Origin of the sequence: Actinopolymorpha sp. NPDC004070 (assembly GCF_040610475.1) — a bacterium.
In the GTDB taxonomy this organism is placed as follows: domain Bacteria; phylum Actinomycetota; class Actinomycetes; order Propionibacteriales; family Actinopolymorphaceae; genus Actinopolymorpha.
The window spans coordinates 216,983-231,734 of sequence record NZ_JBEXMJ010000004.1 but is presented as its reverse complement, the minus strand read 5'-3'; the positions used below and the strand labels follow the sequence as shown (position 1 = coordinate 231,734).

The following is a 14,752-nucleotide window of genomic DNA, read 5'->3' as shown; positions in this document are numbered from 1 at the left end:
ACCGAGTCGCGCGTTTCGGCCCAGCCCGGTCGGCTACGGTCGACCGGTGACGACGGTGCGGCTGATGACCTACAACGTGCACGGCCTGAACGACGACGTGGCTGCCCTGACGGCGGTGGTCGACGACCTGCGGCCCGATGTCCTGGTGGTGCAGGAGTCGCCCAAGCTGCTGCGCTGGCGGTCACGGTGCGCGGGGCTCGCCCGGGCCACCGGTCTGCTCTACGTCGCGGGCGGGCGTACGGCGGGCGGCAACCTGCTGCTCGCCCACCAGCGGACCGTCGTACACGGGCATTCGGAGGAACGCATCCCGCAACGGCTCCGCGACCCGATCCGCGGCGTGGTGTCGGCGACGTTCGCCGTGGGCGGCACGAGGTTCGGCGTCGTGGGTGTGCACCTGAGCCTGTCCGCGGCCGGCCGGGTGCGCGACCTCGACCGGGTGCTGGGAACGGTGCGAGCGTTCGGCGACCTGCCGGTCCTGGTCGCCGGCGACCTCAACGAACCCCCGGGCGGGCCGAGCTGGCGCGCGCTCACCGGCGCCGGGCTGCACGACGTGGCCGGTGACGGAACCCCCACCTTCCCGGCAGCCGAGCCCCGGGCCCGCATCGACGCGGTGTTCGCGTCCGGGAAGGGAGTTCGCGGCAGGACCGTCGACCTCCCCACCGACGACGAGGGACGTGCCCGGCTGGCCCGGGCGTCGGACCATCTTCCGGTCGTGGTGGACGTCGACCTGGACGCTGCCCTCGACGACCGGCCCGGTGCGGCGAGCCGGGGCCGGACCGGTTGACCACCGTCGGGGGTGCACCCGGGGGATTCGAAGGTCGTAAAAGACGCCGGCCGCACCGCCGGACACGCGAACGCTGCAAGCACAGACGCGCGACGCACTGACGACAGCACGCAACCAGGACGGAGCCCCATGAGCCGCATGAGCCACGTGAGTACACCCAGGCAGGGCGGGACGAACCTGCTCGCCCCACGCCGGCTCGGCTCGACCGGACTGGAGGTGACCCCGGTCTGCCTGGGCTGTGGCGTGCTGGGCGGCATGCCGGGGATCTTCGGGTACGACGTCGCCGCCGACCGCGGCGTCGCGACCGTACGCGCGGCACTTGCGAGCCCGCTCAACTTCCTGGACACCTCGGCCGGCTACAGCGACGGCGAGAGCGAACGCCGGGTGGGCGCGGCCATCGCCCAGCACGGCGGTCTGCCGCCGGGGTTCGTGCTGGCGACCAAGGCCGACCCGGACCCGAAGACCGGTGACTACTCCGGTGACCAGGTGCGGCGCAGCGCCGAGCAGAGTCTGGAGCGCCTGGGCCTGGACAGCTTCGACCTGCTCTACCTGCACGACCCGGAGGTGATCGGCTTCGAGGCGGCGACGGCGTCCGGGGGAGCGGTGGAGGCGCTGGTCGACCTGGCCGAGCAGGGCATCGCCCGCCACCTCGGCGTGGCCGGCGGGCCGGTCGACCTGCTGGGCCGGTTCGTCGGCACCGGTGCGTTCGAGGTGGTGCTCACCCACAACCGCTACACGCTGGTGGACCAGTCCGCCCGCGACCTGCTCGAGCAGGCGAAGGCGGCCGGAGTCGCGGTCGTCAACGCCGCGCCCTTCGGCGGCGGCCTGCTGGCCAAGGGACCGGAAGCCCTGCGCACGTACGCCTACCGCGAGGCCGACGCCGCGCTGCTGGCCCGGGTGCGGGCGATGGCCGACACCTGTGCGGCGTACGACGTTCCGCTCGGCGCGGCGGCCCTGCAGTACTCCCTGCGGCAACCGCTGATCACCTCCACGGTGGTCGGCATCTCCGCGCCCGAGCGCGTGGACCAGACCCTGGCCTGGGCGACCTGGCCGATCCCGGACGAGCTGTGGGCGTCGTTGCGGACCCTTGCCGAAAGCGGGAACGACCCCGGCAGCGACGAGGAAGGTGGATCATGACGGACGCGACACCGGTGCGGTTCCCCGACGGCTTCTCCTGGGGCGTGGCGACCGCGAGCTACCAGATCGAGGGTGCGGTCGAGGCCGACGGACGCCGCCCGTCCATCTGGGACACCTTCTCGCACACGCCGGGCAACGTCAGCGACGGCTCCAGCGGTGACGTCGCCTGCGACCACTACCACCGCTACCGCGAGGACGTCGACCTGATCGCCGGCCTCGGCGTGGGCACCTACCGCTTCTCGCTGGCCTGGCCGCGGCTGCAGCCGGACGGGCGAGGGCCGATCAACCAGGCGGGCCTGGACTTCTACCTGCGGTTGCTGGACGCCCTGCAGGAGAAGGGGATCCGGCCCTGGGTGACGCTCTACCACTGGGACCTGCCGCAGACGCTGGAGGACGCCGGCGGCTGGCCCGCGCGGGACACGGCGTACCGGTTCGCCGACTACGCGACCGCGGTGTACGAACGCCTGCACGACCGGGTCGCGGACTGGACGACGCTCAACGAGCCGTGGTGTTCGGCGTACCTCGGCTACGGCATCGGCCAGCACGCGCCCGGCGTCCGCGACCCGCGGGCGGCCCTGCACGCCGCGCACCACCTGCTGCTCGGGCACGGTCTCGCCGTCCAGGGCATGCGGGCGGCCACCCCGCAGACGCAGAACAGGTTCGGCATCACGCTCAACCTGTGGCCGGTGTCGGCGGCCACCGACACGCCGACCGACGTGGACGCCGCCCGCCGGGTGGACGGCATCAGCAACCGCGCGTTCCTCGACCCACTGCTGCGCGGCAGCTACCCCGACGATGTGCTCGCCGACGTCGCGGGCACCACCGACACTGCGCACATCCGGCCCGGGGACACCGAGACGATCGCCGCGCCGATCGACGTCCTCGGCATCAACTACTACAGCCCGGCCTACGTCCGGGCGCGCGAGTCGGCCGGGCCCGCGGGCAGCACGCCCTGGATCGGCTGCGACGACGTGGAATCGCTCCCCCAGGGTTTCCCCACCACCGACATGGGCTGGGAGATCGAGCCGGACGGCCTGCGCCGGCTGCTGGTGAGGCTGCGCGACGACTACCCGTCGATCCCGCTGTACGTCACCGAGAACGGCATGGCGGTCGCGGACGTGGTCGACGACGAGGGCAAGGTGCACGACCCCGAACGCATCGGCTACATCGACGGGCACCTGCGTGCCTGCCGGCAGGCGATGGACGAGGGCGTCGACCTGCGCGGCTACTTCGTGTGGACGCTGTACGACAACTTCGAGTGGGCCTTCGGGTACAGCAAGCGGTTCGGCGTGGTGTACCTCGACACGAGTACGCAGGTACGGATCCCGAAGTCGAGCGCCGCGTGGTACGCCCAGGTCGCCCGCACCGGGGAGTTGCCGTGAGCGCCGAGAGCTCGGTGGATTCGGTGGATTCGGCGAACTCGGCGGCGGACGCCGCGGCCGGCCCGGCCGGCGACGCGGCGGCGCCGCACGCGGGCCGCTCGGTCGTCGTGGTCGGCGGCGGGGGCGGCATCGGCGGTGCCGTCGCCAGGCGGTTCGCCGCACTCGGCGCGCGGGTGGCGGTCGCCGACCTCGCCCGCCCCGACGTACGCCCTGACGGGGCGGACGGCGCCGACGGTGCCGACCACCCGGGCGCGATCGCGGAGTACGCCGCGGTGGACGTGACGCGGCCCGACGAGCTGGCCGACTTCCTCACCGGGCTGGAACGCCTGGACGTCCTGGTGAACAGCGCGGGCATCATCCGCCGCCGCGAGGAGTTCCGGCTGGAGGTCTTCGAGCGGGTGCTCGACGTCAACCTCACAGGCACGATGCGCGCCTGCGTCGCCGCCCGGCCGCTCCTGGCGAAGTCGGCCGGCTGCGTGGTCAACGTGGCCTCGATGCTGAGCTACTTCGGCGGCCCGCTGGTCCCGGCGTACACCGCCAGCAAGGGCGGCATCGTCGCCCTCACCAGGTCCCTCGCGGTCGCGTTCGCCGAGGACGGCATCCGGGTCAACGCCGTCGCGCCGGGCTGGATCAGCACCGAGCTCACCACCGCTCTTCGCGAGGACCCCGAGGCCGAACGCCGCATCCTCGACCGCACGCCGCTGCGCCGCTGGGGTACTCCCGACGACGTGGCCGGTGTCGTGGAGTTCCTCGCCTCGCCGGCGGCGGCGTTCATGACCGGTGCGGTCGTACCCGTTGACGGCGGCTACCTCGTCGCGTGAGTGTCGAGGCGAACCCCGAAGTTCGCGTACCCCCTGAGATCGCATATCCCCGAGACGAAGGGACCACCCATGAGTGAGGCCAGCACCCACGACGTGGTGTTCGGCAAGGTGACCGAGTCGTTCGGCGTGCAGCCGGAGATCGCGGTCGCCGCGATGCCGGACGACGAGCGGCTCTGGGTCGAGCAGGAGAACGGCGTGTTCTTCCGCCCGCTGCTGTTCAACACCGTGGTCGGCCAGTGGTGCAACCTGCTGCGCGTCACCCGGTCCGGCGTGGTGTCCCGGCACCGCCACCCGGCCGCGGTGTTCGGCTACGTGATCAGGGGCAAGTGGCACTACTACGAACACGACTGGGTGGCCGAGGCCGGGCACTTCGTGTTCGAGCCCCCCGGTGAGATCCACACCCTCGCGGTGCCGCCGGACTGCGAGGACATGGTGACGTTCTTCAACATCACCGGCGCGATGATCTACCTCGACGAGGAAGGCCACCAGATCGGGTACGAGGACGTCTGGACCAAGATCGAGCTGTGCCGCGCCCACTACGAGAAGGTCGGACTGGGCGCCGACTACGTGGACCAGTTCATCCGCTGACCGGTTCGGTCGAGAATGCCGGATACGCGGATCCACGCGTTTCCGACCCGCAAGCCGATCAACGAGGCAGCCACCGAGGCCACGCGTTCGTATCTCGTACCCATTGCACCTGTCAGGCGAGCTATGACGGTCCGATCAGACGATGGCGCCGTCGTCGTCGTCCGGTGGGCCGCCCTTCATCCGCACCACCAGGGTGAGGAACCCGCCGAAGAACGCCAGTACGCCGAAAGCGACCGTCCAGCTCGGGAGGTAGCCGCCGACGAACACGGTGAGCAGGAGGAGCGCCGGTCCGCCGAGCATGGCCGCCCAGGCGGCCTTCGTCACCGGATCCAGGCGAGGCAGTGGCGGGGGAGGCGGCGGGACGAAGCGTTCCTCCGGCGGGTTGGATGCGGACGGCGCCGGTCGCCGGGGCGCGGGCGCGGACTCCTCCCACGAACCGTCGCGCGCCGGGTCGCTGTCGGCCCTCCTGCTGTCGGCCTTCTTGCTGTCGGTCTTCTCATCGACGGCCGGCTCGTCGCGGCCGGTCCTTCGCCGGTCCTCACCCGACGAACGGTCACCCGCTGACCGGTCGTCAGCCTCACCGTGCTCGTCGGCGGAACCGTCCCGGCCCGGCGGCTCGGGCTCGACGTCCTCGATCGCCGGCCACCGGGGTACGGCATCCTGCAGGATCCGGTCGTACCCCGCCACGATCTCGGCCCAGAGCCGGTCCTCGTCGAAGGTCGCCATCCGGGCCGCGTCGGACCGATGGTCGTCGTCACCGGCACCGGTCCCGGACGGAGCGGCGTCGGCCAGGGGACCGTCGTCGGGCGCGCAGGGGGAGGGAGCGCCCTCACCCTCGCGGATCCTCGTCAGCTGCTCGCCGAGCAGGGCCTTGGCGCGGTCCTGCGCCCCCTCGTCGACGTAGAGCCGGTCACACGGCGTGAGTGGCAGCCGGATCTCGCGGCACGGCTCCGCGACCGGTGGGCACGGGTCGGCGTAGGCGGCCACCTCCGCGCCGGCCAGGATCGCCAGCATGGTGTCGGCGACCTCCGGGGCGAGGTCGGCGATGGCGACGTACGACGGAGCGCTCAGACCGTTGTCCCGCATCGCTACCTCCCGGAGTCGTTCCGAGCTGCCAGGTCCGGGCCTGCCGGATGCAACCCCTTCGGGGGCCGTCCGGTCGGCTGACCGGAGGAGCTCCGCCCGGTCAGGGTCCGGCACAGACGTTCGACGAAACCGGCCGTCTCGGTGAAGATCGTCGGTGCGTCGTAGTCGAGTGTGGCGACATGGTAGCTGTCGGGGAGCGAGTGTTCCTCGATCTCGCGAGAGCCGACCCTCGCGCGCAGCAGCCGCAGGCTCGACCCGTCGACCACGTGGTCCTGCGGCGAGCGGAAGACGAGCAGCGGCGCACGCACCGACGGCAGGTCGGCAGCCACCACCCGCCACAGCCGGGTGAGGGAGTGCAGCGCCGTCAGCGGGGTCCGGTCATAGGCGCCCTCGTGGTCGCCGGGTTTGTGGATGTCGCCGCCGATGGCGGGAACCGAGGCGAGGAAGTGGCGCAGCACGGGCAGCGCCGGAAGCCGGGGGTCGTTGCCACGCAACGCCGGGTTGACGAGCACGATGCCGTCCACGTCGTCGCCGTACACCTGCGCCAGGCGCAGGGCGAGGCACCCGCCCATCGACTGGCCGCCGACGACCACCACCTCGCACTCCTCGCGCAACCGGAGGAAGTCCCGCTCGAGCGCGGCGAACCAGTCCGGCCAGCCGGTGCGGTCGAGGTCGGTCCAGGTGGTGCCGTGGCCCGGCAGCCGGGGTACGGCGACCCGGAAGCCGCGTTCGGCGAGATGGGTGGCCCAGGGCCTGATCGAGGCGGGCGAGCCGGTGAAACCGTGGGACAGCACGACGCCGGCGGTACCGGTGCCGGCGTACAGCGGTTCGGCGTACGGCTTCACTCGCACAGGCACGCTCCTGAAGGTCGCGCGGCAAAGACGCGGAGGTCCGGTCGGCATCGTGTCACGGGCGGTTCGCCCGGGCGGACCCGGCCGGGGGTCGGCCGGGGGTCGGCCGGGGGGCCGGCCGGGCCGCAGGTCCGGTCGCGCCCGTAGAGGCGATACCCCGCCGCCCGGCCGGCATTACTCCGCGATGACCAGGTGACGACCCCGTGGGAGGGTCGCCGTTGCTCCGGGCCCGGACGAGGCCTAGGGTTCTCGGGCAAAGACGGAGGTGGGGTTTGTTCTACTGGTTCCTCAAGGTCTTCGCCCTGGGGCCGTTGCTGAGAACGGTCTTCCGCCCCTGGGTCGACGGCCTGGAGAACGTCCCCCGCGAAGGTCCAGCCATCTTCGCGAGCAACCACCTGTCGTTTTCCGACTCGGTGTGGCTTCCGCTGGTCCTGCCCAGGCGGATCACCTTCCCGGCCAAGATCGAGTATTTCATCGGTACGGGCATCAAGGGCCGCCTCACCGCGCTGTTCTTCCGCGGCATCGGCCAGGTGCCGATCGACCGCACCGGCGGCCGGGCCAGCCAGGTCGCGCTCGACGCCGGGCACAAGCTCCTGCAGAAGGGCGAGCTGTTCGGGATCTATCCCGAAGGCACGCGTTCGCCCGACGGCCGCCTCTACAAGGGCAAGACCGGCGTGGCCCGGCTGGCGCTGGCCTCCGGCGCCCCGGTGATCCCGGTGGCCATGATCGGCACCGACAAGATGCAGCCGCCGGGCAAGGCACTGCCGAAGCTGATGCGGCCCGGCGTGCGAATCGGCAAGCCGCTGGACTTCTCCCGCTACGAGGGCATGGAGGAGGACCGGTTCGTCCTGCGCTCGGTCACCGACGAGATCATGTACGAGCTGATGGAGCTGTCCGGCCAGGAATACGTCGACATGTACGCCCAGAAGGCCAAGGACGAGCTCGGCAAGCAGCGGCGCGGCGGCGACGCGGGCGAGCGGTCGGTGGGTTCCGGGCCGGGCAGCAACGGTGCGGGCAGCAACGGCTCGGGCAGCACGCCCGCGGCCGGCGCGGGTGCGGGCACCACCGGTGAGCCGACCGGCTCCGAACCCGACAAGCCGGGCTCGGACGGCGGCGCCGTCCGCAAGGCGAGCTGAGAGAGTCCGACCATGGGGGCGGGCGATCGGTCGCCGGTGCTGCCGGGATCCGGACGGACGCACGCGAACGCCGGCTCCGACGGCACCGCCTCGCTGTGGAAGGCCCTGGCGGTCCTGCGGTTCGTCGTGCTGGCGCAGGCTCTGGCGGTCAACCTGTTCCGTTGGGAGCGATTCGACCATCCGCTGACCGGCTGGCTGGTCCTCACCGTCATGTCGGCCTGGACGCTGGTCGTCACCTGGGCCTACGACGCACCCGAACGCCGCCGGTGGCCGTTCCTGACCGCCGATCTCGCGGTCGCGGTCGGCTCCATCCTGATCACGCCGTACGTCCTCAGCCCGGAGATGCTGAACCGCCACGACTTCACCCTGCCGACGTACTGGGTGACCGCGGCCGTGCTGGCGTGGGCGATCAGATACGGCTGGATCGGCGGCGTCCTCGCGGCGCTGGTGATCTCCCCGGCCGACATCGCCACCAGGGCGCACGTCACCTCCACCACCTTCAGCAACCTCTTCCTGCTGCTGCTGGCCGGGGCGATGCTCGGTTACGCCGCCTCACTCGCCCGCGACGCCGCGGCCGACCGCGCCCGGGCCACCGAACTGGCCGCCCGGACCGCGGAGCGGGAACGCCTCGCCCGGGCGGTGCACGACGGCGTGCTGCAGGTCCTCGCGTACGTCCAGCGGCGAGGGAACGAGCTCGGCGGGGAGGCCGGAGACATCGCCCGCGCCGCGGGGGAGCAGGGCGAGCTGCTGCGTGCACTGGTCAACGGCCAGCCGATGCCGGTGACGGGTGGGGGCGCCGGCCGGTCCGCCCTGTCGGGGCTGTCAGGGCTCTCGAGTCACGCCATGCAGCAGGCCGTCGACGAGACGGACACCGGCATGATCGACGTCGGTGGCCGGCTCACCGGGCTCGGCACCACGGGGGTCTCCGTCGCCACCCCGGCCGACCCGGTGCTGCTTCCCGGAGAGGTCGCCACGGAGTTGGTCGCCGCGGTCCGCGCCGCGCTGGACAACGTCGCCCGGCACGCGCCCGGTGCCAAGGCGTTCATCCTGCTGGAGGACGACGGCGAGGCGGTGACGGTGAGCGTCCGCGACGACGGGCCAGGCATCCCCGCGGGCCGGCTGGACCAGGCCGAGGCCGACGGCCGGATGGGCGTGAGCCGGTCGATCGTGGGCCGGCTGACCGAGCTCGGCGGCACGGCCACGCTGTCCACGAGCACGGGCGGCACGGAGTGGGAGCTTCGGGTGCCCCGCGCCGCCGCCGACCCGGCTTCCGCGTCCGCCGGACCCCGATGGACGACGCCGGCATGGCTGACGGGCAGACGCGGGGCGGCCGGACCGCAGGGGGATTCCAGACCGGATGCCAAAGCGGATATCGGGTGACGAACCGGCCCGCACGTTGCGTAAGGTCAGGGCATGATCCGGGTGATGGTGGTCGACGACCATCCGATGTGGCGCGGTGCCGTGTCCAGCGACCTGCAGCAGGCCGGATTCGAGGTCGTCGCGGAGGCCGGCGCCGGCGACGAGGCGTTGCGCCGCGCGGAGGCGACCCGGCCCGACGTGGTGGTGCTCGACCTGCAGATCCCCGTGCTCGGCGGAGTCGAGGTGACCCGCCGGCTGGCCGAGAGCGACTCCCGCACCCGCGTGCTGATCCTGTCCGCCAGCGCCGAGCAGCTGGACGTCCTGGCGGCGGTCAAGGCCGGCGCCGCCGGTTACCTCGTGAAGTCCGCCTCGCGGGAGGAACTGCTCGACGCGGTACGCCGCACCGCCGCCGGGGACGCGGTCTTCACGCCGGGCCTCGCCGGGCTGGTGCTGGGGGAGTTCCGCCGCCTGTCGGGTGCGTCCCGCGCCGCCGAGCCGGTCGCCCCGCAGCTCACCGAGCGGGAGACCGAGGTGTTGCGGTTGGTGGCGAAGGGGCTGAGCTACAAGGACATCGCCGACCGTCTGGTGCTGTCCCACCGCACCGTGCAGAACCACGTCCAGAACACCCTGCGCAAGCTCCAGCTGCACAACCGGGTCGAACTCGTCCGGTACGCCCTGGAGAGCGGCCTCGACGGCACCGACGAGACCTGAGGGCGCTGACGGCGGCCCTGCGGAAGGCGGCGAACCCGGCAGGGCTAGGCTCGACAGGACCTGTTCTTGCAGTCTTGGAAAGGACTGTCGATGCGCGTTGGTGTGCTCACTGGTGGTGGCGACTGCCCAGGACTGAACGCGGTGATCCGGGCCGTCGTACGCAAGGGAGCGTCCGAGTACGGCTATGAGTTCGTCGGGTTCCGCGACGGCTGGAAGGGCCCGCTGGAAAACGTCACCTGCGAACTCGGCATCCCGCAGGTGCGCGGCATCCTCCCGCGCGGCGGCACCATCCTCGGTTCGTCGCGGACCAACCCGTTCAAGGTGGACGGCGGCGTCGAGCGGATCAAGGAAAACCTGGCGAGCAACGGCGTCGACGCCTTGGTCGCGATCGGCGGTGAGGACACCCTCGGGGTGGCGACGAAGCTGTCCGAGCTCGGCGTCAACGTCGTCGGTGTGCCGAAGACCATCGACAACGACCTCGGCGCCACCGACTTCACGTTCGGCTTCGACACCGCAGTCAACATCGCGACCGAGGCGATCGACCGGCTGCACACCACCGCCGAGTCCCACCACCGGATCGTCGTGGTGGAGGTCATGGGCCGGCACGCGGGCTGGATCGCGCTGCACTCCGGCCTGGCCGGCGGTGCCAACGTCATCCTGATCCCCGAGGTGCCGTTCGACCTGGAGAAGGTCGTCGACCACGTGGAGAGCCGCTTCCGTACCAACTTCTCGCCGATCATCGTGGTCGCCGAGGGTGCCACGCCGAAGGAGGGCACCAACGCTCTCCAGAACGAGGAGCTGGACGCGTTCGGGCACGTCCGCCTCGGGGGCGTGGGCGACATGATCGCCGCGGAGCTTGAGAAGCGGACCGGCAAGGAGGCCCGCGCGGTCGTCCTCGGCCACACCCAGCGCGGCGGCACGCCCACCGCGTTCGACCGCTGGCTGGCCACCCGGTTCGGACTGCACGCGATCGCCGCGGTCCACGACGGCGACTTCGGCAAGATGGTCGCGCTGCGCGGCACCGACATCGTGCGGGCGCCGCTGGCCGAGGCCACCAAGGAGCTGAAGGTCGTCACCCCCGAGCTGTACGCCGAGGCCAGCGTCCTCTTCGGCTGACGGTTCGGCTGACCGGTTCGGCTGGCCGGTTCGGCTGGGCGGCCGCGATCAATGATCGTCCTGTGGGGTCGGCGCGTCCGCGCGCCGGCCCCGGTCCTACCCTCGTGACGTGAACTCTCTCCACGCCTGGCGTGCCCTCCCGGCCGCCCAACAGCCGGAATGGCCCGACGCGGACGCGGTACGGGCCGCGGCGGCTCAGCTGCGGACGTTCCCTCCGCTGGTCTTCGCCGGCGAGTGCGACTCGCTCAAGGCGCGGCTCGCCGACGTCGCGGCCGGCCGGGCGTTCTTCCTGCAGGGCGGTGACTGCGCGGAGACGTTCAACGGCGTCGGCGCGGACGCGCTGCGCAACAAACTCCGCACGATCCTGCAGATGTCGGTGATCCTCACCTACGCCGGCAGCATGCCGGTGGTCAAGGTCGGCCGGATCGCCGGACAGTACGCCAAGCCGCGGTCCAGGCCGACCGAGGTGCGCGACGGTGTTGAGCTGCCCGCCTACCGTGGCGACGCGGTCAACGGCTTCCCCTTCACCCCCGAGGACCGTACGCCCGATCCGGACCGGTTGGTGCGGATGTACCACTCCTCGGCGGCCACGCTCAACCTCGCCCGGGCCTTCGTCGTCGGCGGCGAGGCCGACCTGCGCCAGGTGCACGCGTGGAACACCGACTTCGTGCGCGACAGCCCGGTCGGCGAACGCTACGACCGGATGGCCCGCGACATCGACCGGGCCATCTCGTTCATGCACGCCTGCGGCGCGGACCCGGCGGAGTTCCACTCCGTCGACTTCTACGCCAGCCACGAGGCCCTGCTGCTGGACTACGAGGAGGCCCTCACCCGGATCGACTCCCGGACCGGCCTGCCCTACGACACCTCCGGCCACTTCCTGTGGATCGGCGAGCGGACCCGTCAGCTGGACGGCGCGCACCTGGAGTTCGCGCGGCACGTCCGCAACCCGGTCGGGGTGAAGCTCGGCCCCACGACGACGCCGCAGGACGCGCTCACCCTGATCGAGCGGCTCGACCCCGACCGCGAGCCGGGCCGGCTCACGTTCATCACCCGGATGGGGGCGGGCCGGATCCGCGACGCGCTGCCTGAGCTGGTGGAGAAGGTCACCGCGAGCGGCGCGAGCGTCGCCTGGGTCTGCGATCCCATGCACGGCAACACCTTCGAGACGCCGAACGGCTACAAGACGCGCCGCTTCGACGACGTGCTGGAGGAAGTGGAGGGCTTCTTCGAGGTGCACCGGTCGCTCGGCACCGTGCCGGGTGGCCTGCACGTCGAGCTCACCGGCGACGCGGTGACCGAGTGCGTGGGCGGTGGCCACGCCCTGGCCGAGGCCGACCTGGTGCACCGGTACGAAACCGTGTGCGACCCCCGGCTCAACCGCGCGCAGTCGCTGGAGCTCGCCTTCCTCGTCGCGGAGATGCTGCACCGCGCCTGAGGTTCTCGCCGTACCCCGCAACGATGCTTCGGGCCGGGTGATCCCCGAAAGGGGATGCCCGGCCCGAGTTTCGTTCAGCGCACGTCGCGATCCGCCGTGGTCAGCTCCACAGCCGGTCGTGCCGGATCTCTGTGTCCCAGACCTCCGTGGGCTCGAAGAAGCCCGGGAAGGCCGGGTCGAGGTGCTCGCGGAAGAGCTCCTCGTTGATGTCGTCGAAGCCCAGGCCCGGCTTGTCCGGCACGGTGATGTGGCCGTCCTCGATCAGCGGGCTGGGCAGCCCGGTCACCAGGTCGCTCCACCACGGCACGTCCACGGCATGGTGTTCCAGCGCGAGGAAGTTGTTCGTCGCCGCCGCGATGTGCGCGCTCGCCAGCGTCGCGATCGGCGAGGCCGCCATGTGCAGGGCCATCGCCACCCCGTGCTCCTCGGCGAGGTCGCCGACCCGCTTGGTCTCCAGGATGCCGCCGGAGGTGGCCGGGTCGGGGTGGACGATCCGGATCGCCTCTGCCTCCAGCAACGGTCTGAAGTTCTCCGCGAGGTAGATGTCCTCACCGGTGCAGGTCGGAGTGGCCAGGGCCGTGGTGAGCTCGCGCCACTGGGCGGTGAACTGCCAGGGGACCATGTCCTCCAACCAGGCAAGGGCGAACGGCTCCAGCGCGCGGCCGACCCGAAGGCAGGAGTCGACACTGATGTGGCCGAAGTGGTCGACGGCCAGCGGGACGTCGTACCCCACCGCCTCCCGCACGGTCGCGACGTGCTCGGCCAGCAGGTCGACACCCTTGTCGGTGACCCGGATCCCGGTGAACGGGTGCATCGTGGTGGTCTGCTCCCGGGCCCCCGGCGGTGCGATCAGCGCACCGGGCACGTCCCACAGCAGGTTGATGCCCACGTCCATCTTCAGGAACTGGTAGCCCAGCTTGCGCCGGCCGATCAGGCGTTCGGCGAGCACCTGCGGGTCGGGGGAGTTCGGGGTGTCGGCGTAGCAGAGAACGCGGTCGCGGAACTTCCCGCCGGCCAGGGCGTACGCCGGAACCCCGTACGCCTTGCCGGCAAGGTCCATCAGCGCCATCTCCACGCCGCACACCCCGCCGCCCTGCCGGCCGTGGTGGCCGAACTGCTTGATGGCGCGGAACAGCTTGTCGACGTTGCAGGGGTTCTCACCGATCAGCCGGGCCTTCAGCAGCAGGGCGAAACTGCGGCTCGCACCGTCGCGTACCTCGCCGTACCCGCTGATGCCCTGGTTGGTGTCGATCCGGATGATCGTGGACCGGAACGGCACCCCGGCAAGCGAGGCGACCCGCAGGTCGGTGATCCTGAGGTCGCTGGGCCGGGAGTGGGTGTTCACCCGGTCCAGCATCCGATCGCTGGTCAGCTCCTGTTCGCGGCCTGCTCCGTCTGTTCCTGCTCCTTGCGCCATCGCTGGAAGTCCTCCTCGATGTGGCTCGCCCACGTGCCGACGTCGATCTCGGCGCTGCTGTAGACCTGTTCTGCCAACCGGAGCTTGCCGAAGACGTCGCGGGTACGGATGTCCGCACTGGACTCGGCGACCATCGCCGCCAGGTGCGGTGGGATGAAGATGAGTCCGCTCGGCGTTCCGAGCACCACGTCACCGGGGAGCACGGTCGCGTCGCCGATCTTGACCGGAATGTTGATGCCGGCCAGTGTCACGTCCCTGATCGCGGTCGGGTCGGCGTCGCGAAAGTAGAAGTTGACACCGCCGTCGAGCTGGCTGATTCCCTGGTAGTCGCGGACTCCGCCGTGGATCACCGCGCCGACACCGGTGCGCGCGGCGACGGCGGTGCTGAGGTTGTCGCCGACGACCGTGCCGTCGCGGACCTTGCCGAAGATGTCGGTGACCATCACGTCGCCGGACACCAGGGTGGAGATGATCCAGGAGTTCTGCTTGTCCGGGGTGAGGTGACCCTCGCGGGCACCGGCGGCGACGACGGCGCTGTCGAGGTCCGGCCGGTGCGGCAGGAACTGCGAGGTGACCGCACGCCCGACGAGGATCGTGCCGGGGTGGGTCTCCCGCCAGCCACCGGCGAACTGGCGTTCGTAGCCCTGGCGGCGGAGGACACCCCACGCCTCCTCGGTGGTGGCCAGCCGGATCTCCTCCAGCACCTCGTCGGGGACCTTCGGCCGCCCGTCCGGAAAGCGCTCGCCCTGCCAGGAGGACGTCAGCTCGATCAGGTCCTCGGGAGTGGGTTGGATTCGCATGAGTGAGGGGAACCTCCGGTCGGTGGATCTTCGCCAGATCGTAGGAGGGGCGCCGGTCGCGGCACAACGCGTACGTCCAGTGCTGGTTACCTGTGCCCGGATGTGGCGACCGGATGGCCGGGACAG

Annotated in this window: 14 protein-coding genes; 10 read left to right on the top strand and 4 right to left on the bottom strand. The window is 71.5% G+C overall.

The window, feature by feature from the left end:
* The first annotated feature begins 46 nt into the window (after positions 1-46).
* From ABZV93_RS09885 to ABZV93_RS09865, 5 genes are all read left to right on the top strand, one after another.
* Entirely contained in the window at positions 47-784 is a 738-nt protein-coding gene (locus ABZV93_RS09885; protein WP_354932977.1) for an endonuclease/exonuclease/phosphatase family protein, read from the top strand.
* A 147-nt stretch (positions 785-931) separates the two neighbouring features.
* Positions 932-1,921 carry an aldo/keto reductase gene (locus ABZV93_RS09880; protein WP_354932975.1) on the top strand — a complete coding sequence of 330 codons (990 nt, stop codon included), beginning with the start codon at positions 932-934 and terminating at the stop codon, positions 1,919-1,921.
* On the top strand, positions 1,918-3,303 hold the full coding sequence (locus tag ABZV93_RS09875) for a GH1 family beta-glucosidase (RefSeq protein WP_354932973.1): 1,386 nt from the start codon (positions 1,918-1,920) through the stop codon (positions 3,301-3,303). The genes ABZV93_RS09880 and ABZV93_RS09875 overlap by 4 nt, the downstream gene beginning before the upstream one ends.
* The gene (locus ABZV93_RS09870) at positions 3,300-4,124 is read left to right on the top strand and encodes an SDR family oxidoreductase (protein WP_354932971.1); all 825 of its coding nucleotides are present in this window, start codon (positions 3,300-3,302) and stop codon (positions 4,122-4,124) included. The genes ABZV93_RS09875 and ABZV93_RS09870 overlap by 4 nt, the downstream gene beginning before the upstream one ends.
* A gap of 69 nt (positions 4,125-4,193) precedes the next feature.
* Positions 4,194-4,712 (top strand): 2,4'-dihydroxyacetophenone dioxygenase family protein, encoded by a 519-nt coding sequence (locus ABZV93_RS09865; protein WP_354932969.1) that lies wholly within the window; start codon positions 4,194-4,196, stop codon positions 4,710-4,712.
* A 135-nt stretch (positions 4,713-4,847) separates the two neighbouring features.
* On the opposite strand, the gene ABZV93_RS09860 is transcribed toward ABZV93_RS09865, so the two are convergent.
* Positions 4,848-5,798 carry a hypothetical protein gene (locus ABZV93_RS09860; protein WP_354932967.1) on the bottom strand — a complete coding sequence of 317 codons (951 nt, stop codon included), beginning with the start codon at positions 5,796-5,798 and terminating at the stop codon, positions 4,848-4,850.
* 2 nt (positions 5,799-5,800) lie between these two features.
* Positions 5,801-6,655: an alpha/beta fold hydrolase gene (locus ABZV93_RS09855; RefSeq protein WP_354932965.1), complete on the bottom strand. Its 855-nt coding sequence runs from the start codon at positions 6,653-6,655 to the stop codon at positions 5,801-5,803.
* A 266-nt stretch (positions 6,656-6,921) separates the two neighbouring features.
* Here ABZV93_RS09855 and ABZV93_RS09850 point away from each other — a divergent pair, with 266 nt between their 5' ends.
* From ABZV93_RS09850 to ABZV93_RS09830, 5 genes are all read left to right on the top strand, one after another.
* Positions 6,922-7,785: a lysophospholipid acyltransferase family protein gene (locus tag ABZV93_RS09850; protein WP_354932963.1), complete on the top strand. Its 864-nt coding sequence runs from the start codon at positions 6,922-6,924 to the stop codon at positions 7,783-7,785.
* 12 nt (positions 7,786-7,797) lie between these two features.
* Complete coding sequence (locus tag ABZV93_RS09845; protein WP_354932961.1) at positions 7,798-9,165, top strand: DUF5931 domain-containing protein; 1,368 nt, start codon at positions 7,798-7,800, stop codon at positions 9,163-9,165.
* 33 nt (positions 9,166-9,198) lie between these two features.
* Positions 9,199-9,855 carry a response regulator transcription factor gene (locus tag ABZV93_RS09840; RefSeq protein WP_354932959.1) on the top strand — a complete coding sequence of 219 codons (657 nt, stop codon included), beginning with the start codon at positions 9,199-9,201 and terminating at the stop codon, positions 9,853-9,855.
* Positions 9,856-9,945: 90 nt separating this feature from the next.
* Entirely contained in the window at positions 9,946-10,971 is a 1,026-nt protein-coding gene (locus ABZV93_RS09835; RefSeq protein ID WP_354932957.1) for a 6-phosphofructokinase, read from the top strand.
* Between the two features lie 109 nt (positions 10,972-11,080).
* A complete protein-coding gene (locus ABZV93_RS09830; RefSeq protein ID WP_354932955.1) occupies positions 11,081-12,409 on the top strand; it encodes a class II 3-deoxy-7-phosphoheptulonate synthase in 1,329 nt (442 codons plus the stop codon).
* A gap of 100 nt (positions 12,410-12,509) precedes the next feature.
* Here ABZV93_RS09830 and ABZV93_RS09825 read toward each other — a convergent pair whose 3' ends face one another.
* Together ABZV93_RS09825 and ABZV93_RS09820 are read right to left on the bottom strand one after the other, a co-directional pair.
* On the bottom strand, positions 12,510-13,826 hold the full coding sequence (locus ABZV93_RS09825; protein WP_354932953.1) for a mandelate racemase/muconate lactonizing enzyme family protein: 1,317 nt from the start codon (positions 13,824-13,826) through the stop codon (positions 12,510-12,512).
* Positions 13,778-14,626, bottom strand: a complete 849-nt coding sequence (locus ABZV93_RS09820) for an RraA family protein (protein ID WP_354932951.1) — start codon at positions 14,624-14,626, stop codon at positions 13,778-13,780. Before ABZV93_RS09820 ends, ABZV93_RS09825 begins: the two co-directional genes overlap by 49 nt.
* Positions 14,627-14,752: the final 126 nt, after the last annotated feature.